The sequence below is a fragment of the Robertmurraya phoenicis genome (assembly GCF_047302285.1).
Taxonomy (GTDB): domain Bacteria; phylum Bacillota; class Bacilli; order Bacillales; family Cytobacillaceae; genus Robertmurraya.
Map to the genome: position 1 here is coordinate 1,126,272 of NZ_CP154845.1, position 24,186 is coordinate 1,150,457.

Below are 24,186 nucleotides of genomic sequence, written 5' to 3' on the forward strand. Positions count from 1 at the left end.
TATGAATACTATCAAAACGATATTCAATTCTGCTTTACAGGAGCATCTAGAATTAATGGTAAAAATCGAAGAGAATTTAAAGGAAGAAATAGAGAATATAAGCTATCTATGTAAGGCTGCGATTAATCATAAAAACACGATATTTTTCATGGGAAATGGTGGGAGTGCGGCGGATAGTCAGCACTTGGCAGCGGAACTTGTTGGCAGATTTGTCAAAGAAAGAGAAGGTTTACCAGCCATTGCTTTGACGACGGATACCTCCATCTTAACCGCGGTTGGAAATGATTATGGTTATGAAGAAATATTTAGTAGACAAATAGAGGCTCTAGTAAAACCTCATGATATTGTGATCGGGATTACTACATCAGGTAATAGTGACAATATCATTAGGGCCATAAAGCGGGCAAATGATAAAGGAGCGCTTACCATTGGGTTAACAGGGAAAGATGGTGGGATGATGAAAGACATATGTCATCGTTGTATCGTGATCCCTTCAAGAAATACGGCAAGAATTCAGGAGGCTCATATTTTAATAGGACATATCATTTGTGAGATTATTGATGAGGAAAATGACTATGAACTGGAGTCTTAAAGAGATTATTCAACGTTTTCAAACCAAAATAAAAAGTTGTCGTGTACTTGTCATTGGTGATGTCATGCTTGACCAATATTATTTTTGTGAAATGAAGCGTATTTCACCTGAGGCACCTGTTCCGGTGGTTAACTTGAAAGAGGCGACACAAACTTTAGGAGGCGCAGCGAATGTCGCCAATAATCTTGTCCATTTAGGTTGCCAAGTATCTCTTGCAGGGGTAGTCGGAAGGGACAGAGGAAGAGATGATTTATTAGAAATGCTAAGTTTCAAGGGGATTGATGTATCGGGAATCCAGACGGACGATCGCTCTACCACAATCAAAACAAGAATTATCAGCGGCAATCAACAAGTATTGAGAATGGATCAGGAAGAGAATGTGGAACTGTCTGATGAAGGGGTACAAAAGTTTGAAGAGTGGTTCGTGCACCTACTAAGCATCGAGAAGTACGATGCCATTATTATTTCTGATTATGGTAAAGGTTTTTGTCAGTTTGAACTATGTCAATCAGTCTTATTTACAGCGAAGAAAAAGGAGATTCCCGTTATTATTGACCCAAAAGGGGACAATTGGGATAAATATAGGGGTGCAACCATTGTCACCCCAAATTTAAAGGAATTAAGTGATTTATTAGGAAAGGATATTCCTAATAGCAATCAAGATATTCATGAGTACGGGAAAGAACTTCGGAAAAAGTACGACCTTGATTATTTGTTAATTACACGTTCAGAACAAGGCATGAGTTTAGTTGGAGAAAATGAAATCAATGATTTTTCGACTTTAGCGAAGGAGGTATTTGATGTATCAGGTGCAGGAGATACAGTAGTTTCCACGCTTGGAGCCATCATGGGAATGGGAATTCCTGTTCAAGATGCGGTGAAAATTTCTAATATCGCTGCTGGAATCGTGGTTGGAAAGTTGGGGACATATGCAGTTAAGGATGTGGAGTTAATCTCGAAGCTGGAATTTTTAAACGATAGAAGAATAATAAATAAAATTTTTTCCGAAAACAATTTTCAAGCATTAGTAGATGGTTGGCGCAACAAGGGAGAACGAATTATTTTTACAAATGGCTGTTTTGATCTTCTTCATATTGGCCATGCAACATACCTTAAAAATGCGAAAGAGCTAGGAGATAAATTAATCATCGGCTTGAATAGTGATCAATCTGTTAAGCGTTTAAAAGGGATAAATAGACCAGTTAATCATGAACAGGATCGAGCGAAGATGCTGTCTTTTTTTGAATTTGTTGATGCAGTGATCATTTTTGATGAAGATACTCCGCTTCGTCTGATTTCAGAAATAAGGCCAGATGTCCTTGTAAAGGGTGGAGATTATCGAGCCGAGGAGGTTGTGGGAAAAGAATATGCTAAAAAAGTAGAAATTTTATCTTTTATTGATGGGTATTCCACAACGAGTTTAATTGAGAGAATGACGAATTAATCTTTCGACTGCCAATTTTTCATATAAAGAAGGTGTCATGTTTGGGAGAACGGGGAAGTTCGAAATTGAAATTACTGGATAAATACTTAGGAATTCCGTTGATTTTTTTATTAGGGCTCTTAAGAAAAAGAAATAGGAGCAGGATGGAGAAGCCTGAAAGAATTGTGATCGTGATGATTGCCGCTATTGGTGATACAATCTTGCTTTCTTCGGTTATCAAAGAGTTAAGACGGGAATATCCACACGCCAACATTGCGCTCATATGTTCAAAGGGAAATTTACTTGCAGCAAAGAATAATCCGGATGTTGACAACATCATTGATGTAGATATGGGCAAAATTTTACAAAGTTTATTCATGTTAAGAAGATTACCTAAAGCAGACTGGTTATTGGATTTCGGTCCGTGGGCAAGGTTTAATGCATTATTATCATTTGTCATAAAAGCAGAAATAAAAATGGGTTTTAAGCGAACGAATATGTTTAGGCATTATATCTATGATCGTTTTGTTGAACATTCTGATGAGCTACATGAATTAGAGAACTATAGAAGTCTCCTAAAAATCCTTCCTTGCCGACTTTATCATGAACATCCTGTTTTTAATATAAAGGAAGAGAGCAAGAAAGTCGTAAAGGACTTGTTACAGCCTACTGGTCAGTATATTGTTTTCCACATGTTTGCATCAGGATCCCATAAAGAGAAGAAGGAATGGCCGATGCGTTTATGGGAGGAATTAGCCCAACTGCTCATGTCCAGAGGTTACAATATTATCTTAACTGGTGGAAAAGAAGATGGAGAACGGGCGGAGGCATTGGTGCAAAGACTTCGTCCATTTCAAGAACATGACTGCCTATCGGTAGCAGGGAGACTTTCCTTAGAAGAGACGGCTGCTGTGATCAACGAGAGCATTCTTATGATCACAGTTAACACTGGTATTATGCATCTTGCAGCTGCGATAGACACAAGCATCATTGCTCTGCATGGACCTACATCACCGAAAAGATGGGGCCCAGTATCAGATAAGGCTGTCGTTCTAACGCCAAGGGTTCAATGTGATAAGCCTTTAAGCCTAGGATTTGAAGATCATCATTGTTCGATTAAAGATGGATGTATCTCAACTATTCGAGTAGAAGATGTTATTTATTATGTAGAAAAAGGAGAATCTCTTGCTATATCCAGCGGTGTTTTTTGATAGAGATGGAGTGTTAAATGAAGACTATGGTTATGTGTATCGTCCAAAAGATTTTGTATGGAAGCCAGGAGCGATTGAGAGTATTCGAGCGTTTAAGAGTAAAGGTTATTTGCTCTATGTTATTACAAATCAATCAGGAGTAGCAAGAGGCTACTATACAGAAGAAGATGTCAGGAAACTTCATGTGTGGATGAATCATGAGCTACAGAAAATCATTGGTGAAAAAATAGATGGTTTTTATTATTGTCCACATCATCCCCTCATAGGTTCGAGTGCTTATACATGTGATTGTGAATGTCGTAAGCCGGGACCAGGGTTAATTGAAATGGCTGTTTTAAAGGGGAGAATTAATTTGCAGGAGAGCTTTTTAATTGGCGATAAGTCTACAGATCTGCTAGCTGCTAAAGCGATTGGAATGAGAGGTTATTTATTTCAAGGAGATAACCTTTTTGATTTTTGTAGAAGCATCGGAGTGGTGTAGAAAAGAAGCAAAGAAGGAAAGAGCATAGCAATAAAGGGGAGGCTTAAGGTGAAAAAAGAAGGATACAAGAAAAAAAGTGCGACAATAAAAAAATGGCGAGCCCTTATAGTACTTGTTGTGCTCTTCCTCTGTCTAGCTCTCTATTTTATTAAGAAATACGAATTTGTCGAGACACCCACCGGTCTCGGGATCAATATTCATTTTACGGGTAAGCAAGCTGATATAGATAGGATTGTGGATGCAGATTTTGATATCGTGAGAACAGACTTATTTTGGTCCTCGATTGAAAAAGATAAAGGTGAGTATGATTTTGAAACGAATGGATATGATGAATTAACGAATGAGCTTATTAACAAAGGGATAAGGCCATATTATGTTCTTGACTATAGCAATCTTCTTTATGAAGAAGATGGTACGCTTATTAAAACGGTAGAAGGATTACAAGCATTTAATCATTATGTAGATGAAGCAACAGAGCGTTATAGAAACAAAAGTATTATTTGGGAAGTATGGAATGAACCTAATATTCAATCATGGGATCCGAAGGAGTACTATGTTTTATTAAAACAAACGTATATGACAATAAAAGAAAATGATCGAAGTGGATATGTAGTCGCCCCAGCATTGGCAGGCTTATCAGAAGAATCGTTAGACTGGTTGGAGCAATTATTTAAGGAAGGGGCTCTTGACTTTATCGATGCATTATCCGTCCATCCATATCGTTCTTGGTCACCTGAAACGGTCTCCTATGAGTATGATATGTTAAGAAAACTGTTGGAAAAATACTCATCTAAACAAATACCAATCATATCTGGCGAGTGGGGATACTCAACAGGAAATGGTTGGTATGGACTGAACTTAACGGAAGAACAACAAGCTGCCTATCTTATTAGAATGATCCTAATGAATATGTTGGAAGACATCCCGTTAAGTGTTATATATGGCTGGGAAAATGATGGAACAGATGAAAATAACGGCGAGCATAATTTCGGAATTCGCCATTATGATACCTCATATGCTAAATTAGCCTATGAGGCCATCAATGCATTTTCATATTTGACATCTAATTATCAATTATTGGAAAGAGTCGAGACCGATAACTCGAATGATTATGTATTAAAGTTTATAAATGACGAGGAACAAGAATTGTATATCATGTGGTCAGTCGATTCAATCCATGAAATAAAGTTTCCCATAGAAAGTACTGAGGGACAAGTATTTTCAATGCTTGGAAAGAGATTAAATACTCATGATAAAGATAACCGTATGGTTGAAATTGGTAATGAACCATTATATTTTTTCTTGAATAATTCCAAATGAAATTTGTAAAGGTATATTTCTTTCTTCTCTTTTTGAAAAAAACTCTAACTTGTGATATAATTTTATATTGCGTATAAAGTGATACTGATCTTAGGAAGTTAATCGTCATTTATATAAGAAGGACAAACAAAATATGTGGACGGAAAGTTTGTCCCGTTTATGATTACTAAGGTTAGTTGTACTCTAAGGCAGTTTCCCTAAAATTATAGGGTTATCGCCTATAGAGTAGGGTAAAGTATAAAAATATATCATAACTTAGGAGTGTTTACATGAGTGAAAAGATCGAAGTAGGAAGTGTAGTTACAGGAAAGGTAACAGGAATCCAGCCTTATGGAGCGTTTGTTGCAATTGATGAGAATACTCAAGGACTAGTTCATATATCTGAAGTTACTCACGGTTTCGTTAAAGATATTAACGAGCAACTAAAAGTGGGAGATGAAGTAACAGTAAAGGTTCTTTCTATTGATGAAGCAGCTGGAAAGATTGGTTTATCTATCCGTGCTACTCAAGAAGCTCCAGCTCAAACTGAAGCACCAAAGGCGAAGAAAGCAGCTCCTCGTCGTCGCCAAGCTGCGGCAGCATTCAAACAAGAAGAAGCACCACAAGGCTTCAATACGCTTAAAGATAAGCTTCAAGAGTGGATTGAACAATCCCAACGCTAATATGACTAAAAGCCTAGTATTTACTCTAGGCTTTTTATTTTGCGTAATCGATACTGAAGATTTTGTCGACTCATTCCAAGTGATTTAGCTGTTTGTGAAATATTCCCATTATGTTGTGTTAACGCTTTTTTTAAAAAAGTCATTTCTGCATCTCTTAAAAACTGTTCAAGAGTTTTATTCTCGTCTACTTCACTCAATTCTGGATACGTGATCGCGTCATTTCTGAATGGCGGTTTGTAGCGTATATGATTTGGTAAATGGGAGACCGTAATGACACTTTCTTCATGAACGAGGTTCATCGCCCCTTCAATAAGATGCTCTAGTTCTCGAACATTACCAGGCCAGTCGTATTCAAGAAAGTTTTCCATTAATAATCGATCAACCCCATCGATGTCCATCCCAAATAATTGATTATATTTTTTGATAAAAAATGAGATAAGCTCCGGTATATCACTTTTCCTATCTCTAAGTGGAGGGATAAATAATGAAACAACACTTAGGCGATAAAATAAATCCTTTCGCATCCTTCCGTTCGTAATGGCATCAATTGGATCCTCGTTAATGGTCGCGATAATTCGTACATCAACAGGTCGATCTTTTGTATCGCCAATTCGTCGGACCTTTTTTTCTTGAATCACTCTTAAAAGCTTTGCTTGTAAGGGGAGATCAAGGGAATTGATTTCATCTAATAGCAAAGTACCTCCTTCTGCCTGTTCAAACAGCCCTGGCCGCTCCACAGCCCCTGTAAAGGCACCTTTCTTCGTACCAAACAATATTCCTTCCAAGAGGGTTTCTGGAATGGCTGCACAGTTTTGCGTGATAAATGGTCTTGAAGCACGACTGCTACTATGGTGGATGCTTTGAGCAAATAGCTCCTTACCTGTGCCGGTTTCCCCAATAATTAAGATAGTGGAGTTTGTCCTTGTCGCTCTTTTGCTCGATTCAATTACATCTAAAAATACTTTATCGTGGCCAATCAAGCTTTCAAAGGTAACTTTCGCCTCGCCTTTATTATATATATGATCCTGAAGAATTTTTTCAATTTTCGTTACATCTCGTGCAATCTCCATAGCGCCGATGAGTACTCCGTCTTTCATTAATGGATACGAATTATTAATCGTTGTAATTTCCTGCCCTTTGTTATTAAAGTAAGACTGTCGAATATTTGTAATGCCCTCTCCATTTTGTAACACTTTCAATAAAGTACTTTCACTATTGTGGTGGAAAGAGAATACTTCCTGAAGTCTTTTTTCTAAAACGTCCTCGATGTTCATCCCTTCAATTTCACTCATTTTTTTATTGTAAATAATCGTTTTACCTGTGGAATCTATGACATGGACGCCTACATCGATTGAATTGAGAACTTTTTCATATATTACTTCTTTTTCATTCATGCTTCTTCCTCTTCCATCCTTTTTCTTCATTTTATCTACTGCAAAGAAATTTTGCAAAAATAATCTAAGTTAGCAAAAATATTTTGCATGCAAAAAAGATCCGAAGCTTGCCATATAAGGAAAGTTATAATGGCATAAAACTTGCATTACACTAAGATAGAGTTTGAGGATCATCATATAAAAGGAGTGTTCAATCATGACAATCGTAAATCATTCCCAATCTATCATTGAAAAAACAGATAAATACGGTGCTAATAATTATCATCCTCTCCCAATCGTAATCTCAAAGGCAGAAGGAGTATGGGTGGAGGATCCAGAAGGCAATAAATATATGGATATGCTTAGCGCTTATTCGGCAGTTAATCAAGGGCATCGTCACCCAGAAATCATTCAAGCATTGAAAGATCAAGCTGATAAAGTAACCCTTACTTCCCGTGCCTTTCATAACGATCAGCTTGGACCTTGGTATGAATTAGTTTGTCAATTAACGAAGAAGGAAATGGCTTTGCCGATGAATACAGGTGCAGAAGCGGTGGAAACAGCTGTTAAAGCAGCACGGAGATGGGCATATGAAGTCAAAGGAGTTGCTGATAACGAAGCAGAAATCATTGCATGTATTGGGAATTTTCATGGCAGAACGATGACGGCTGTTTCATTATCGTCAGAGGATGAATATAAGCGTGGATTCGGTCCAATGCTTCCAGGAATTAAACTTATTCCATATGGAGATTTAGAGGCTTTGAAAAATGCGATTACAAAGAACACTGCAGCCTTTTTAATTGAACCTATACAAGGTGAAGCAGGGATCGTCATTCCTCCAGAAGGATTCTTGAAAAATGCCTATAATCTTTGTAAAGAAAATGAAGTCCTCTTTATTGCTGATGAAATTCAAGCTGGACTTGCCCGTTCGGGAAAAATGTTTGCCTGTGATTGGGAGGATGTACATCCAGATATGTATATTCTAGGGAAAGCATTAGGTGGAGGCGTTTTTCCAATCTCCTGTGTGGTGGCCGATAAAGATATTCTCGGTGTATTCAATCCTGGCTCTCACGGCTCAACTTTCGGAGGAAATCCAATGGCGTGTGCCGTTTCGATTGCTTCTCTAAATGTTCTTGTGAATGAAAATCTTGCTGAACGATCATTAAGGCTTGGCGAATATTTTAAAAACAAGTTAACAGAAATCTCCAATCCGTTGATAAAAGAAGTTCGTGGTCGAGGATTATTTATTGGCGTTGAACTTGATGAAGAGGCTCGCCCTTATTGTGAAAAGTTAAAAGAAGAGGGCCTATTATGTAAGGAAACCCATGATACAGTCATCCGTTTTGCCCCGCCATTGGTGATTAGCGAAGAAGACTTAGACTGGGCAATTGAGCGGATTAAAAAAGTATTGAGTTAAGTTTTACGTAGCGAATTACAAACTTCACAAAATAAGAACGAAAAATCCTTGTATTCAATATGCAAGGATTTTTTGCATTTTCTTCTTAATAATCATAAATTTTGCATTACCCCTTAAATTGGATGATAATATTAGTGAATAAGAAAGGAGACGTGAGACATGCAAAACTTTACATATTGGAATCCGACAAAGCTTATTTTTGGTAAGGGTCAACTGCAACAGTTAAAGGAAGAAATTCCAAAGTATGGAAATAAGGTATTGCTTGTTTATGGAGGAGGGAGCATTAAAAGAAGCGGGCTCTATGATCAAGTAATCAGCCTCTTGAAAGAAGTAAATGTTGCTATTTTTGAACTTTCAGGAGTTGAACCGAATCCACGTATCTCTACGGTTCGAAAAGGGGTAGACATTTGTAAATCTGAAGGGATCGATTTCATTTTGGCTGTTGGTGGCGGCAGTGTTATTGATTGTACAAAGGCAATTGCTGCTGGAGCTAAATACGATGGTGACGCTTGGGACTTAGTGACGAAAAAAGCATTTGCCAGCCAAGCTCTACCATTCGGAACCGTATTAACCCTTGCAGCAACGGGTTCTGAAATGAATTCAGGTTCTGTTATTACCAATTGGGAAACAAAAGAGAAATATGGTTGGGGTAGTCCGGTTACTTTCCCGACATTTTCTATTTTAGATCCGGTTCATACGTACACAGTACCAAAGGATCAGACGATTTATGGTATTGTCGATATGATGTCCCATGTATTTGAGCATTATTTTCATCTGCAAGAAAATACGTTGTTACAGGATGGAATGTGTGAGTCCTTATTGATTACTGTTATGGAAACTGCTCCAAAGCTTCTCGAAGACCTTGAAAACTATGATTTACGTGCAACAATTTTATATAATGGAACAATGGCATTGAACGGAATGCTTTCGATGGGTTATCAAGGGGATTGGGCAACCCATAATATCGAACATGCCGTGTCAGCGGTTTATGATATCCCTCATGGTGGAGGATTAGCGATTTTATTCCCTAGCTGGATGAAGCATAATTTGAAGGTAAAACCAGAACGCTTTAAGCAGCTAGCTGTTCGCGTTTTTGGTGTCGATCCAGAAGGAAAATCAGCTGAAGAGGTTGGCTTAGAAGGAATCGAAAAGCTTCGTGAATTCTGGAATAGCATCGGAGCGCCTTCACGATTAGCTGATTATGATATTGATGATAGTCAATTAGAAGTAATGGCAGATAAAGCGATGATAAACGGAGAATTTGGTCGCTTCAAAAAGCTGAACAAGGAAGATGTTTTAGCCATTTACCGCGCTTCATTGTAAAAGTTGTCTATATAATAAGGAAGAAACGTGTCAAAAATGGCATGTTTCTCAAAATTTTCAGGACCTTTCTTGATTACTTTTGAAGCTTTCGTTAAAGTATATATGAATACAATAAAGATGGAGGACAACTATGGCACAAGTTCGTTTTGATTATTCCAAGGCACTTAGCTTTTTTGGAGAACATGAAATTACATATTTACGGGATTTAGTGAAGGTCGCTCACCATTCCTTGCATGAAAAAACAGGAGCGGGAAGTGATTTCTTAGGTTGGATTGACCTTCCTGTTGATTATGATAAAGAGGAATTCTCTCGTATTCAAAAGTCTGCCGAAAAAATTAAAAGTGATTCTGATGTGTTACTTGTTATCGGAATCGGTGGTTCTTACTTAGGGGCTAGAGCAGCGATTGATATGCTCCAACATAGCTTCTATAATGCCCTTGAAAAGGACAAGCGCAAAACGCCACAAATTATCTTTGTCGGGAATAACATTAGCTCTACTTATATGAGAGACGTGATGGATTTATTAGAAGGAAAAGATTTTTCCATTAATGTAATTTCTAAATCAGGGACTACGACAGAGCCTGCGATTGCCTTTCGTATTTTCCGCAAACTGCTTGAGGAAAAGTATGGAGTTGAGGAAGCAAGAAAACGCATTTACGCCACTACAGACAAAGCGCGTGGAGCATTGAAAACACTTGCGACTGAAGAAGGCTACGAATCTTTCGTCATCCCAGATGATGTGGGAGGGCGTTACTCTGTCTTAACCGCGGTTGGATTGCTTCCAATTGCCGTTAGTGGAGCAGATATTGATGCGATGATGAAAGGAGCAGCAGATGCTCGCGAAGAATATAGTTCATCAGAGCTAGAAAGTAACCAAGCCTATCAATATGCGGCAGTACGTAATCTCCTTTATAACAAAGGAAAAACGATTGAAATGCTAATTAATTATGAGCCATCTTTACAATATTTTTCTGAATGGTGGAAGCAGCTGTTTGGAGAAAGTGAAGGAAAAGACCAAAAAGGAATCTTCCCATCTTCAGCTAACTTCTCAACTGACTTACATTCATTAGGTCAATATGTTCAAGAAGGCAGACGCGATCTATTTGAAACGATTATCAAAGTAGAAGAGCCGCGTCATGAACTTTCGATTGAAGAAGCGGATAGTGATTTGGACGGACTAAATTATCTAGCGGGTAAAACTGTTGACTTTGTTAATAATAAGGCATTTGAAGGAACGCTGCTTGCTCATACCGATGGTGGGGTTCCAAACCTTACAGTGACGATTCCGAAACTTGATGAATATTCATTCGGTTATCTGGCTTATTTCTTTGAAAAGGCATGTGCGATGAGTGGATATTTACTCGGAGTGAATCCATTTGACCAGCCAGGTGTTGAAGCCTATAAAGTCAATATGTTTGCTTTACTAGGAAAACCTGGATTTGAAGAAAAGAAAGCCGAGCTTGAGAAAAGATTATAATAATTAGTTAAATTTAACAAATTAAACGAAATCCCCCTTGGAGAAACTAAGAAAAAGTTTTGAAGGGGGATTCTTTATGATTGAAATACCTTCTAGTATAGAAGGAGGAGAATATCATCTAAATGATCTGGAACGGCTTCTTAAGCCGATTGGCTATACGATAGGAGGGAATTGGGATTACGATCATGGTTATTTTGATTATAAGATGGATGATCAGGAAGGCTATCAATTTTTACGGCTACCATTTCAAGTTGTTGAAGGACAATTAGATTCTTCCGTTTGTACGGTCAAATTAGGAAGACCCTTTCTACTCGCTCATGAATATGAAGGTGGGGTAGATGAAGAGGCTGATGTAGGCAATTTTTCCGCCTCTTTCGATCAGTTCCAATCACCTGAGAATAAGGATGCTCCTATTCCTGATCCGTTCATTGACACAGGACGAGTTCTTGTGTCAGAGCTTGAAAGCATCCTCTAAAACAAATTAAGAAGTAGCAGAGATCACCAATAGAATATCGTGTTCTTTTAGTACAAAGGGATGGGAGGGATTGATGATTGTATCTCTCCCTCTTTTAACGCCAAATAAAAGGGCTCCATCTTCAAGCAATTGTTTACTCGTTTCTATGAAATTTTGTCCGATATAAGCAGTGGAGGCTTGAAAAACAAAGCGACTACCATTAAATTGTTCGAGCAAGATCATGAGGGCATCGACCTTTTCTGTAGAATGAAGACAATTGGTCATGACAGAGCTCGTAATTTGGTTTGTTTGGATTAATTCATCTGCCCCCGCACGCAACGCGTTTGAAATTTGTTCTGTAGTCAAAATTTCGGCTACGGTGTAAACGGTTGGATTCAGGCCTTTAATGGCTAATAAAGTTAAGATCGTGTCCATATCGGCTTGAAGTTCATCTTTATTTTGATCGGCTGTAATAAGTACTTTTATTGCATGATAAATATTTGCTTTAATAAGAACTTGGTCGTTTGTTGCTCTTCCTTTAATAAAATGGACGTGATAGTCAGAAAAAGGGTTACTTTCTAATGTTTGATCGATTAGAACAATTAATCCGTAATTTTCTTCCTGTAAAAATTTTTCAATGATGGCTTTCGACCTTTCATTCCATCCAATAATAATCGTATGCTCTTTCCCTTTGAACATCATTTTCCCCTCAATATAGTCATTTTGCCGTTTCACAGCTGAAGAGGCCAATGTAACAAAATAGGACGAAACAAACCCAACACCTAACAAAACTAATAAAATGCCTATCAATTTCCCTAAAATGGTTTTTGGGACAAAATCCCCATAACCAACTGTCGAGGCGGTAATGATCGCCCACCAAATGCCATCAAAAAGGGTGATGAAAGTTTCAGGTTCGACTAAATAGGCGAGGACGCCAAAGCCGAACAGTAGTAGCATGGCAATGAAAAGAATTCGCAGGAAGAAAGGCATTCTACTAAAGTGTGAAAAAAATTGGTGCGGCATCATTCCATCACCTCATTCATTTTGTGACTTCTTCTTCATTGTGACCACTTTTATTTATCGGTAAACAAACGCAAAAAAACTGTAGGTCGTGTGTAAGACCTACAGTTTTAGAATATTTGATGTTATTCAGCTTCAGCTGCTTGAAGATCTAATGAAATTTTGATCTTATCTCCTACTAGAACTCCACCAGTTTCTAGTGCAGCGTTCCATGTAAGACCAAATTCGCTACGATTAATGCTACCTTCTACACCAAAACCAACTTTTTCATTGCCCCAAGGATCTTTACCAGTTCCTCCGTAAGTAACAGTGAATGTTTGTGGCTTTGTTGTATCTTTAATTGTTAAGTCACCAGTGACATCGTATTCGCCTTCATCAGACTTTGCGATAGAAGTAGACTTGAACGTCATTTTTGGAAAGTTTTCTACATCAAAAAAGTCTGCTGAGCGAAGATGTGCATCGCGATCATTGTTACGTGTGTCAACACTAGCAGTATCAATTGTAAATTCAATAGAAGCAGTTGTTAAATCAGTTGGGTCAGCTTCGATTGTTGCATCGAATTCATTAAAAGAACCCTTTACGTTTGCAAACATCATATGTTTTACTGAAAAGTCTACACCACTGTGTGCTGTGTCTAAAGCCCATTTTGTTTTTGTCATTGGTAAATCTCTCCCTTTTCCTATTGTATCAAATTTATTTATCTCAATTTCGAGATGTTTTAACTTAAGGTAAATTATATAATCCAAAATACGGATTGTCAATCAATTAAGAAATAAAAAAACATGATTTTAACAAAGAAGGAGCATTCTAACAGAGAAAGTTTATATAGAAGGCTCTTTTCGCAAACATTGTTGCTTTTGGAAAGTAGTAAGGCTATATACTGCCAATAGCTTCTCTTAAAGGACGATAAAGAGGAAGCGGAAAGTGCCTTTGCGAACTTCATGTATAGCAGTACTAGTGGTATATGGGTAAAAACTGGCTATTGGGTTTTTACAAAAACCACTATCTATGCGAAAACACCGATATAGAAAGGAACGAAGTGTTATGAATCAGCCATTAGGTTACTTAAAAGAGATTCTCTCGAATTACACTGATCGCTCTGACGTTTGCAAAGAAATTTATTCAATTATTAGAGAGCACGATTTTACGACTGAGGAGTCGTTTGTGCGAAAGCTATCAAATGAACAAATCGATTTTCTGAATAAAATTTTACCAGACGAAATAAACCATGCGAGAGAAGTAGAAGATTCGGAAAGAGTGCAGCAATTGAATGAAGTGTTTGAACTGCTGTATTAAGAAAAACGGGACAATTAGTCATTGTCCCGTTTTTCTCTATCCTCTACATATGGCTCATGTTCATAAGCAGGTAAATCTCCAAAAGTGGTCATAATTCCTTCTTCGTCGAGTACTTCCTCGTATCGTTCGTGCTGTGAGTTCGGATAGACTGTGACATTTTTCCCTTCTATATCATTGCCGACAAAATTCTCATAATCTTCGACATAACCGATGTTTTCTTCAGACTCAATATACGTATCGTTATAATGATCTTCTACTTTCACAAAATCGGATGGGGTCTCTGATGTTCCCCAGCTCTCAACCTCTTGCCATGCGTCTTCTGCATCAAATGCTACCGTTTCATCCTGTTCATCCATATCGAATTTACCGAAAGGAGGCATTAACACTCCTTCCTCAATCGGGCGCTCATGGGAAATAATTTGATCAGGGGTATGTTCGATACAATAGGTCGTCGTAGGCAATGCTTCTAGGCGTTGTAAAGCAATTTCCTTTCCGCAAACCTCACACTGACCATATGTACCATTCTTGATTGCATCTAGCGCTTTCGAAATATTTCCCATTTCATTTCGATAGTGCTCACTTAAGGCGATATCTTTCTCTCGTTCGTATAGTTCAGTACCTTCATCTCCAGGATGGTTATCATAGCTAGATAGCTCTCCTACTGACTCATGATAATGGCCAGAAGTTAAATTTAAGTGGTCATTCGCTTCATATCTATCCTCCAAGTCTTTCTTTTGCTCTTCCAATTTCAATTTAAACTCTAAAAGTTGATCCTTTGATAGCATCTGTAAGCAACCCTTTCAATAACTAATCTGTTCTTTCGTTTAGTATGATTCAATTGTTTCCTGTTCATGCAAATGAAGACAGGAGTGAATAAAAATACAATAATAATCACAGTTGCGAAAAATGTAGAAAATCTATGAATTGTAAGATAATCTGACAATAAAAATCAGGGGTTTGAAAAAAAGTTTATATTAAAATAATATGTATCTTTATTGAAAAAAATGTATAAATATAGAAAATGTTCTTAAACTTAAACAAATCAGAAGTAATGATAAAAAAATAGAAATTATTCTAAATTGGAAAATGTAAATTATGATTATAAGAAAATTAGCATTTATAAATAAAATTAACTATATTAATAAAACTTTGTAAAACAGATAAAAATAATATGTTTCGAAAAATGAAATAATAAAAATTCCTTCGTGTTTCGAAATTTAATAGAAAATTACAATTACTTTTATTTTTCCCTATATTGCAAAAACTTAAACCTGATAGTATACTTTTGCTAATCATTATTATCGAGTTATTCTTTTTGACTACTTGCTACAGAGGAAATCTAGTATAAAAGTCTGAAGGTAATTAGAAAACCCCCCATCATTGTGTTCGACTTAGTTCTCACCAATAGACACAGTGAAAATTTATTCAAAAACAGAATCCAATCCTAAATAACCGAGAAGATATTAAGTTGAGGTGCAGTTAATGACACAAAAAACTCTATTGGATGTTAAAGGACTAAAGACTTATTTTTATTTAGAAGGAAAGAAAGTAGCGAAAGCAGTCGACGACGTTACGTTCGCTGTTAACCCAGGTGAGACAGTTGCCCTCGTTGGAGAATCGGGGAGTGGCAAAAGTATTACTTCTCTTTCTATTATGAAGTTAGTTGGAAAGCCAGGAAAGATAGAGGAAGGACAAATCCTCTTTGACGGAAAAGATCTTGTTACTTTTTCGGATAAACAAATGACTCAGGTTAGAGGTCGAGAAATAGGGATGATATTTCAAGAGCCGATGACTGCATTAAATCCTGTTTTTACGATTGGAAATCAAATTAAAGAAACACTGATTAGGCATAAGAAGATTTCGAAAGTAGAAGCAGAAAGAAAAGCAATCGAATTGTTAAAGCTTGTAGGGTTTCCGAGAGCGGAAGAAACAATGAAAGAGTATCCACATCAGCTTTCTGGTGGGATGAGGCAAAGGGCGATGATTGCCATTGCGATTTCATGCGATCCGAAGCTTTTAATTGCTGATGAACCAACAACAGCTTTAGACGTAACGATTCAGGCACAAATCCTCGATATTATGGATGAGATGAAAAAGAAATTTAATATGGCTGTATTGCTCATTACTCACGATTTAGGGGTTGTTGCGGAATATGCAGAACGAGTAATGGTGATGTATGGTGGACAAATCGTCGAGCAAACGACAGTGGAAAACCTTTTCTTAAATCCAAAACATCCTTATACCAATGGGTTGCTTGAGAGTTTGCCAAGCGTAGATAAAGAGGTTGATAGACTTGGTGCGATTAAAGGAATGGTTCCAGCAGCACATGAATTTCCTGCTGGCTGTAGGTTCTCTGACCGCTGCCCGCATGTAATGGATAAGTGTAGAGCTGCAAACCCTGAACTAGTAACTGTTGAGCCAGGTCATAATGTCCGTTGCTATCTGTATGAATAAGGGGGCTAACTAGTGTCAGTAATAGAAAAAGAACTTCAAAAAAAGACAGAGCAAGAAAACGATTATATATTAGAAGCGAAAAACCTGAAGAAATATTTCCCCATTAAAGGCGGTGTTCTAAAACGTACCATCGGCCATGTAAAGGCAGTTGATGACGTTTCATTGAGCATTTTAAGAGGAGAAACGCTAGGGGTTGTAGGAGAATCAGGTTCTGGAAAATCAACTTTAGGTCGCGTCATTCTGAGACTTCTAGATCCAACAGATGGGCAGATTGTTTTTGAAAATGAGGATATCACTAAACTAAATAATCGCCAGTTACGTCCGTTTAGGAGGGACATGCAAATTGTTTTCCAAGACCCATTTGCTTCCCTTAATCCAAAAATGAATGTTCAAGAATTGATTGAGGAACCTCTTTTAGTTCAAACATCCTTAAGTAAGAGTGAACGGAAGGAAAAAGCGATTGACCTACTTGGAAAAGTTGGTTTAAGACCTGATGCTCGTTTGAAATATCCACATGAATTTTCAGGTGGACAAAGACAACGTATCAGTATTGCTAGAGCATTAGCGTTAAACCCCAAATTTATCATTTGTGATGAACCAGTATCTGCCCTTGATGTTTCCATTCAAGCGCAAGTTTTGAATTTAATGGCAGATTTGCAAGATGAATTTAATTTAACCTACTTATTTATTGCTCATGATCTAAGCGTAGTAAAGCATATTAGTGATCGGGTAGCTGTTATGTATTTAGGGAGAATTGCAGAAATCGCACCAAAGAAAAATCTTTATGATGCACCGTTGCATCCGTATACGGAAGCTTTATTATCAGCAGTTCCATCAACGGATGTCCTTGCAAAACGTGAGAAAATTATTTTAAAAGGGGACTTGCCAAGTCCGTCTAATCCTCCTTCTGGGTGTGCATTCAGAACGAGATGTCCAAAAGCACATGAACGCTGTGCGATAGAAAGACCAGACCTTATAAATGTTAGTGAAGGACATTATGTAGCTTGCCACTTATATGATACTCAAAACTAGAAATGAGCTTAAGAGTTTGATAGATGAGAGGACTCTTAAGCTAAATATCTACATGATGCGAAGAGAACCTTACATATAAGGAGGTGGTGTGCTTTAGGAATTTAGAGTAAGTCAGTTTGTCTTCCAAAATTTAAAAGGGGTGAATGAATTTGAAGAAAAGAAGTTGGTTATTATTACTTAGCTTTGTTCTCATGCTAGGTATCCTTGCCGCTTGTTCTGGTGGCAATGAAGAAGCAGGTACTGAAACTGATCCTGGTACTGAAACAGATACTGATACAGAGGAACCTGCTGCTGAAGGTCCACAAATGGGTGGAGTTGTTACTGGTGCAATGGATACGCCTCCATCTGGTCAGTTCAATCCAATTTTCTATGAAGAAGCATATGAAGCAAACATCATTGATTTCGTATACGAAGGCTTAGTTGGACAAAATGAAGAATTAGAATTTATCCCAAGCTTAGCAAAATCTTGGGAATTTAATGACGATCAATCAGAATTAACCTTCACATTAGAAGAAGGTGTAAAGTGGCATGATGGCGAGCCATTTACAGCTAATGACGTAGTATTTACTTATAAGCTTCTTTCTAGCCCTGGCTACATCGAAGCTGGTGGAATTCGTACTTACATTGCAGAGAATCTTTTAGGATATGCTGAGTACAGTGCAGGTGAAACAGAGGAATTCGAAGGTGTTGTAGCAGAAGATGATCTAACTGTTACGTTCAAATTTAAGCAACCACACGTAATGGCATTAAGTGATGCTGCTTTCCCTATTATTCCTGAGCACATTTTTGCAGATATTCCTGTTGCTGATATGCCAGCAGCTCCAGAATCTCGTGAAGCTGGTAAAGTTATCGGTACTGGTCCATTCCAATTTACTGAAATGATTCAAGGTGAGCAATATGTTCTTTCAAAGAACGCTGATTACTGGCAAGGTGAACCATACTTAGATAGCATCGTATGGAAAGTTGTTGACCAAGCGGTTATCTTAGGATTACTTGAAACTGGCGAAATTGATTTTGTTGCTGATCCAAATGGATTCCAAGCAGCAGACTATGAAACGGTAGATGCAATGCCAAATGTTGAAATTATTGAACAACCAGACTTTGGTTACCAAATTATGGGCTTCATGTTCAACCATGGACCTGTAATGGATAAATCTCAATGGAAAGAAAATCCAAAAGTTCAAGAAGTAAAAGTTCGTCAAGCGATTGCATACGCAATTGATCGCCAAGCGATCATTGATGGATTACTTTACGGTAGAGGTTCTGTGCAGAATTCTCCGATTGCAACACAATTCTGGGCTTATGATGAAACAAATCCAGAACAATATGCATTTGATCCTGAAAAGGCAAAATCACTTTTAGACGAAGCTGGGTATGTTGATGCTAATGGTGATGGTATGCGTGAAGATCCAGATGGAAATGAGTGGGTATTAAATCTTCATTATCCATTAGGAAACCAAGTTCGTGAGCGTTCAGCTCCAATCATTGCTGAATTCTTAGGTGAAGTAGGTATCCAAGTTGAGCTTGCTCAACCTAAAGAAGCGCCAGTATATTTTGACGATCTTGATAACAATGTATCAGAAATGGATTTATTCTTACTTGGATGGTCACTAGCATCTGGTGATCCAGACCCAGGCGGAATCTGGAGATCTGATGTTCCTTATAACTACCCTCGTTGGAATAATCCAGACGCAGATGCATTATTAACGGATGCTATTTCACCACCAGAAGCATTTGAGCAAGATTACCGTACACAAGTATATAGTGATTGGCAAGTGATGTTTGGTGAAGATTTACCAGCTGTCATCCTATATGCTGCTAACAGTTTATGGGCACATAATTCACGTTTAGAAGGAGTTACTGTATTACCTTATTCCTTCATTAGCGATGCACATCTTTGGTACGTAACTGAGTAATAGTCTTTACATCAATATAGAGAAGAGCGTTCGGTGTAGCGCCGCGCTCTTTTCTTTTTAAAATAGTTAAGTCCATTTTTTAATTTCGAGAATTGTCTAGCGCAAGACGTTTGCGCTTTTCTATTGAATGGAGGGGAAACATTGTATCAGTATATCATCAGACGAATCATGGTTTTTATTCCGATGCTCATTGTTTTAACCATTTTCGTGTTTGCCCTTATGAAGGCAGCTCCGGGTGATCCTTTTTCTGGAAGATTAGACCCGAACATTGATCCTGAGGTGTACGAAAAGCAACGAGAAGCATTAGGTTTAAATGACCCCATTCATATTCAATATTGGAACTGGGTGAAAGGTGCGGCTCAAGGGGATTTTGGGCAATCCATTATCTATAAAGGACGAGCTGTATCCGATTTAATAGCTGAACGACTAGTGAATACAGTTAATTTAGGTATCGTGACATTAATTATCACTCTTGTCGTATCGATTCCAATAGGAATTTATTCAGCGAGGAAGCCATACTCATTATTAGATTATGGTGCTACCGCATTTGGTTTTTTTGGACTAGCTGTACCAAACTTTTTCTTTGGACTAATAGCCATATATGTTTTTTCTATACAGCTTGGCTGGCTCCCGTCACATGGGACTGTATCGAAACCAGGACTTGAGGGCTTTGAATTATTTCAAGATAAATTGAAGCACCTTATCTTACCAAGTATTACCCTTGGATTAGCAGGGACAGCTTCTTATATGCGTTATATGCGTTCAGAGGTACTAGATGTTCTTGGCAGTGATTATATTCGAACGGCTAGAGCAAAGGGAATGACTGAAAAGTCCGTACTTTATAAGCATACCCTTCGAAATGCACTGATTCCTATTATTACATTGCTTGGATTTGAAATTGGGGCATTATTAGCAGGAGCGGTTATTACAGAAGGTGTTTTCCAGTTTCCAGGACTAGGGACATTGTTTCTTTCTTCTATAGGAAATCGGGATTACCCAGTGATTATGGCCATTAACTTGATGCTAGGAGTCACCATTCTCGTAGGAAATCTACTAGCAGATATTTTCTATAGTATTGTTGACCCAAGAATCCGCTACGATTGAGGTGAAATGAATGGAAATTAGACCACAAGGAACAACCAATACAGATCCTAGTATCAATTTAAGTAATGCGGAAAAAGGAAATAGTCCAACTCGAATAGCAATTAAGCGTTTTATGAAAAACAAGTTGGCTGTAGTAAGTGTGTTTATCCTTCTTTTAATTATCTTGGTCGTAGTCTTTGCACCGTTCCTTACAGACCAAGATCCAACAAAGTCCAACTTAACACTAATTGAGCGCCCACCCAGTGCTGATCATCCTCTTGGAAATGATAGTTCTGGACGAGATAATTTGGCCCGACTCTTATACGGTGGTCGAGTATCATTGATTGTTGGATTCAGCGCGATGGTATTTACCCTTGTTATCGGAGTGGTGTTAGGTTCAATTGCAGGTTACTATGGTGGAAAAGTGGATGGAATCATTATGCGTGCAGCAGATTTAATGCTTATGCTACCATTCCTTGTCTTAGTATTGACAGTAGTAGCTATTCTTCAGAAAGTAACCATTGCCATCTTTGTAACGGTTATTGCGTTAACGTCGTGGCCGACATTAACGAGGATTATACGAGGGACATTTTTGACCCTACGAGAACAAGAATTTATTCTAGGGGCAAAAGCGATTGGTGTTAGTGATATTCGAATTATTTTTAAGCATTTTATTCCGAATGCCATTGGTCCAATCGTCGTAAATGCAACATTAATGATGGCGTCTTATATCATTGTAGAATCAGCCTTGAGCTTTATTGGTTTCGGAATACCGCAGCCAACACCGAGTTGGGGGAATATGATTTCCGAAGCACAGAGTTTAAGAATATTGAGAAATAGTCCAGAAGCATGGGTTCCACCAGGACTATTCATTCTTACTACAGTCCTTTGTATTAACTTTATCGGAGACGGTCTTCGAGATGCCTTTGATCCAAAGAGTAATAGACGTTGATAAAAATAACCTACTGACTAAATCATCAGTAGGTTAATTTTTGTTTCTCGGAGTACATTTTCATGGTCATGTGTTGTATCGTGCAAGATGTCTAAACAAGATTAGACCATTCTGAATATAAGCCGCTTCCATTGCAACCTGGGCAATCATATGGATTGCTCAAATAAACAAATTCATTGGCTGGATAGATCAAGAACCCTCTTCCGTAACACTCCGGGCATTTGTTTTCATCCTTCATTTTCGAGACGTGTTTTTCGTAACGAGTGTTTTTCCAATCGTTGAATGCATTAAGCAGCCCCATTTTTATCACCTCAATTTTTTCTTATTTTTTGTTATAACTGTCAATTTTATACATGAATATTTTTAAAATCATAAATTTGTGATTTGGCAATTCAGAAAACTTCCTGATAGGTTCGTTTTAGAAATAAGATTTGAAGATAGCATGCGCATTATCGGTATGCTTGTACTATAACAACAGGGTGTGCAAATTTTTCTTTGCTACTATTATTATATGAGGAATATAAGAATTTGGCACTATTTTTTGATTCTTTTATATATTCAAAAAAGTATTGATTATTGGTTAATACCGTGATTTAATAGGAACAGATAAACTTATCTGATATGTGATCTCTTAAAATATAATAAATGAAGGGAGGATAGAAGATGAATGTTGAGAAGATTTCCATTAAAAAGGTGTCGGAAACTGTTGTAGAACAAATTGAAGAAATGATTGCAAACGGTTCCATTCGAACTGGAGAGAAACTTCCTTCGGTGAGGGAGTTATGTGATATGTTCGGTGTCGGTCGCTCTGCAATACGAGATGCCATTATTACGTTAAAAGGAAAGGGCATTGTAGATGTTAAGCAAGGGCAAGGAACATTTATTCGTCGTTTTGATACGAAGAAATTATTCAATCCTTTACTAATAAATCCTGAATCAAATGATGTACGTGAACTTTTTCAAGTTCGTAAACTGCTTGAACCAGGAATTGCTGAAATGGCCGCGCATTATCGGACAGAACAGGAAATGAACCAATTAGAGAGATGTTTTCATACGAAATCAACCTACGGCTGGGAGGAAGATTATCATTTCCACATGACCATAGCGAAGGCATCTAAGAATCAAATTATAGTCCAACTACTACAATTCATTTCAACTACCACGAAAAAACACATGATTGAATTTCACCGATATATTGAACAAAACCACTCCATTTTTGAAATAATCGCCCAACAGCATAAGGATATTTTTATAGCCGTAAAAGAATCTGCCTCTCATGAAGCAAAAGAACGAATGACTGAACATTTAGAATATGTGGAAAGTATCATGCGAAAAAATCTATGGAAATCGTCATAAATCATGTTAGAGAAGGAGAGGGATGAATTGATTACATCAGATTTATTAAATGACCTACAAACTGTTATTAGAAATGAAAGAATAATAGAAAATCAAAAAGCAGATGATTTTTTAGGGAATACAGGAAGGCTAGTGATTAAGCCCCTTTCAGAAGAGGAAATAACGAAAGTACTAAGCTATGCGAACGAAAATAGCAGAGAAATTTCCATTGTTGCTGGAGGTACGAAGCGTGGTTTTGGAGGAACAACTGAGGTGGAGGACATGGCCTTATCATTAGAAAATTATAAGGGGATTGTTGAACACACGGTAGGTGATATGACGTTAACCGTCAAAGCAGGAACACCCTTCAAAAAACTCCAAAATTATTTAGCTCAGTATAGGCAAAAAATCTCTTTGGACCCTTTTTACCCGGATAATGCGACAATTGGTGGCATCATTGCAGCAAATGACAGCGGTCCCAAACGACTAGGTTATGGTTCAGCGCGGGATGTCGTGATCGGCTTACGAATCGCTTATCCAGACGGGACGGTGATTCGCTCAGGAGGAAAAGTCGTTAAAAATGTAGCAGGCTATGACATGAATAAACTATTTATTGGTTCGATGGGAACGCTTGGAGTGTTAACAGAGGTAACGTTAAAGCTTCGTCCATTACCAAAGTATGAAAGCGTAGTACTGCTGACGTTTCCAGACGGTCATGTCGGAGCGATAAAGGACTTTGTCGTCGATCTTCTTGATTCCATGATGGAACCAGTCGCCCTTGAATTATTAAGTTCGACTTTGTCTGAAGAACTTACAGGACGAAGAAGCAATACCGTTGCGATAAGCTTTGAGGATGTAGAAACATCGGTTCATTATCAAGAGCAATTTGTGAAAAAAATCAAACCCGCTAGCGCTGATATCCGTATTTTGGATCAAGAGAAAGCCGTTCAGTTTTGGGATCATTTTTACAATATTGGTCCTAAAGAGACAGAATCAAATGAAACGGAAGCAACATTAAAAATCGGGGTCGTTAATTTAGATGTGATACATGTTATGAAGGAGTGTGAGCTTCTTAGTGATTCCCATAACTTGAGAATCAAAGGTCATGGTGGGCTAGGACATGGATTGTGCCAAGTTCATTTGTCTGGTGCAAGTGAAGATGTGGAGGCAGCGATTAAACATTTAAGAAAGCTCGTTGCAGAAATAAATGGTTACGTTATCATCAAGCATTTGCCATTAGAACTCCGTCGAGAAATCAGTGTTTGGGGAGAAAAACCTTCCTACTTCTTCTTATTAGAAGGCATAAAAGAAAAGGTAGATCCTAAAAAAATATTAAATCCTAAACGGTTTATAGGGGGGATATAA

The 24,186-nt window shown here is 37.8% G+C and carries 22 protein-coding genes; 18 read left to right on the plus strand and 4 right to left on the minus strand.

Annotated elements, in window-relative coordinates; translation table 11 throughout:
- The first annotated feature begins 1 nt into the window (after position 1).
- The 6 genes from AA0X71_RS05445 (at position 2) to yugI (ending at position 5,689) form a co-directional block, all read left to right on the plus strand.
- Positions 2–592, plus strand: coding sequence for an SIS domain-containing protein (locus AA0X71_RS05445; protein WP_413360129.1), 591 nt, complete (start codon positions 2–4; stop codon positions 590–592).
- Positions 576–2,036 (plus strand): D-glycero-beta-D-manno-heptose-7-phosphate kinase, encoded by a 1,461-nt coding sequence (gene rfaE1, locus AA0X71_RS05450; RefSeq protein ID WP_413360131.1) that lies wholly within the window; start codon positions 576–578, stop codon positions 2,034–2,036. The genes AA0X71_RS05445 and rfaE1 overlap by 17 nt, the downstream gene beginning before the upstream one ends.
- Positions 2,037–2,101: 65 nt before the next feature.
- Positions 2,102–3,226, plus strand: a complete 1,125-nt coding sequence (locus tag AA0X71_RS05455; RefSeq protein ID WP_413360133.1) for a glycosyltransferase family 9 protein — start codon at positions 2,102–2,104, stop codon at positions 3,224–3,226.
- Entirely contained in the window at positions 3,201–3,707 is a 507-nt protein-coding gene (locus tag AA0X71_RS05460) for a D-glycero-alpha-D-manno-heptose-1,7-bisphosphate 7-phosphatase (RefSeq protein WP_413360135.1), read from the plus strand. The genes AA0X71_RS05455 and AA0X71_RS05460 overlap by 26 nt, the downstream gene beginning before the upstream one ends.
- A gap of 48 nt (positions 3,708–3,755) precedes the next feature.
- A complete protein-coding gene (locus AA0X71_RS05465; protein ID WP_413360137.1) occupies positions 3,756–5,027 on the plus strand; it encodes a cellulase family glycosylhydrolase in 1,272 nt (423 codons plus the stop codon).
- 269 nt (positions 5,028–5,296) lie between these two features.
- On the plus strand, positions 5,297–5,689 hold the full coding sequence (gene yugI, locus AA0X71_RS05470) for a S1 domain-containing post-transcriptional regulator GSP13 (protein WP_413360139.1): 393 nt from the start codon (positions 5,297–5,299) through the stop codon (positions 5,687–5,689).
- A gap of 20 nt (positions 5,690–5,709) precedes the next feature.
- Here the strand turns inward: yugI and AA0X71_RS05475 are convergent, their stop codons facing one another.
- Complete coding sequence (locus AA0X71_RS05475) at positions 5,710–7,083, minus strand: sigma-54 interaction domain-containing protein (protein ID WP_413360141.1); 1,374 nt, start codon at positions 7,081–7,083, stop codon at positions 5,710–5,712.
- Positions 7,084–7,279: 196 nt separating this feature from the next.
- Between AA0X71_RS05475 and AA0X71_RS05480 the strand changes: the two genes are divergently transcribed.
- From AA0X71_RS05480 to AA0X71_RS05495, 4 genes are all read left to right on the plus strand, one after another.
- Positions 7,280–8,479, plus strand: coding sequence for an ornithine--oxo-acid transaminase (locus AA0X71_RS05480; RefSeq protein WP_413360143.1), 1,200 nt, complete (start codon positions 7,280–7,282; stop codon positions 8,477–8,479).
- A gap of 159 nt (positions 8,480–8,638) precedes the next feature.
- The gene (locus tag AA0X71_RS05485) at positions 8,639–9,802 is read left to right on the plus strand and encodes an iron-containing alcohol dehydrogenase (RefSeq protein WP_413360145.1); all 1,164 of its coding nucleotides are present in this window, start codon (positions 8,639–8,641) and stop codon (positions 9,800–9,802) included.
- A gap of 130 nt (positions 9,803–9,932) precedes the next feature.
- Positions 9,933–11,279 (plus strand): glucose-6-phosphate isomerase, encoded by a 1,347-nt coding sequence (locus AA0X71_RS05490; protein WP_413360147.1) that lies wholly within the window; start codon positions 9,933–9,935, stop codon positions 11,277–11,279.
- A 76-nt stretch (positions 11,280–11,355) separates the two neighbouring features.
- Entirely contained in the window at positions 11,356–11,754 is a 399-nt protein-coding gene (locus AA0X71_RS05495) for a YugN-like family protein (RefSeq protein WP_413360149.1), read from the plus strand.
- Positions 11,755–11,760: 6 nt separating this feature from the next.
- Here the strand turns inward: AA0X71_RS05495 and AA0X71_RS05500 are convergent, their stop codons facing one another.
- Positions 11,761–12,759, minus strand: coding sequence for a potassium channel family protein (locus tag AA0X71_RS05500; RefSeq protein WP_413360152.1), 999 nt, complete (start codon positions 12,757–12,759; stop codon positions 11,761–11,763).
- 119 nt (positions 12,760–12,878) lie between these two features.
- Entirely contained in the window at positions 12,879–13,412 is a 534-nt protein-coding gene (locus tag AA0X71_RS05505; protein ID WP_413360154.1) for a YceI family protein, read from the minus strand.
- 385 nt (positions 13,413–13,797) lie between these two features.
- Here AA0X71_RS05505 and AA0X71_RS05510 point away from each other — a divergent pair, with 385 nt between their 5' ends.
- Positions 13,798–14,049, plus strand: a complete 252-nt coding sequence (locus AA0X71_RS05510; protein WP_413360157.1) for a sigma-G-dependent sporulation-specific acid-soluble spore protein CsgA — start codon at positions 13,798–13,800, stop codon at positions 14,047–14,049.
- A 14-nt stretch (positions 14,050–14,063) separates the two neighbouring features.
- On the opposite strand, the gene AA0X71_RS05515 is transcribed toward AA0X71_RS05510, so the two are convergent.
- Positions 14,064–14,834: a TraR/DksA C4-type zinc finger protein gene (locus tag AA0X71_RS05515; RefSeq protein WP_413360160.1), complete on the minus strand. Its 771-nt coding sequence runs from the start codon at positions 14,832–14,834 to the stop codon at positions 14,064–14,066.
- 697 nt (positions 14,835–15,531) lie between these two features.
- Between AA0X71_RS05515 and AA0X71_RS05520 the strand changes: the two genes are divergently transcribed.
- From AA0X71_RS05520 to AA0X71_RS05550, 7 genes are all read left to right on the plus strand, one after another.
- Entirely contained in the window at positions 15,532–16,503 is a 972-nt protein-coding gene (locus AA0X71_RS05520; RefSeq protein ID WP_413360163.1) for an ABC transporter ATP-binding protein, read from the plus strand.
- A 12-nt stretch (positions 16,504–16,515) separates the two neighbouring features.
- On the plus strand, positions 16,516–17,535 hold the full coding sequence (locus AA0X71_RS05525; protein ID WP_413360166.1) for an ABC transporter ATP-binding protein: 1,020 nt from the start codon (positions 16,516–16,518) through the stop codon (positions 17,533–17,535).
- Positions 17,536–17,678: 143 nt separating this feature from the next.
- On the plus strand, positions 17,679–19,451 hold the full coding sequence (locus AA0X71_RS05530; protein WP_413360168.1) for a peptide-binding protein: 1,773 nt from the start codon (positions 17,679–17,681) through the stop codon (positions 19,449–19,451).
- 141 nt (positions 19,452–19,592) lie between these two features.
- Positions 19,593–20,555, plus strand: coding sequence for an ABC transporter permease (locus AA0X71_RS05535; RefSeq protein WP_413360171.1), 963 nt, complete (start codon positions 19,593–19,595; stop codon positions 20,553–20,555).
- Positions 20,556–20,565: 10 nt separating this feature from the next.
- Positions 20,566–21,486 carry an oligopeptide ABC transporter permease gene (gene opp4C, locus AA0X71_RS05540; protein ID WP_413360174.1) on the plus strand — a complete coding sequence of 307 codons (921 nt, stop codon included), beginning with the start codon at positions 20,566–20,568 and terminating at the stop codon, positions 21,484–21,486.
- 663 nt (positions 21,487–22,149) lie between these two features.
- On the plus strand, positions 22,150–22,842 hold the full coding sequence (locus tag AA0X71_RS05545; RefSeq protein ID WP_413360176.1) for a FadR/GntR family transcriptional regulator: 693 nt from the start codon (positions 22,150–22,152) through the stop codon (positions 22,840–22,842).
- 27 nt (positions 22,843–22,869) lie between these two features.
- Positions 22,870–24,186, plus strand: a complete 1,317-nt coding sequence (locus tag AA0X71_RS05550; protein WP_413360178.1) for an FAD-binding oxidoreductase — start codon at positions 22,870–22,872, stop codon at positions 24,184–24,186.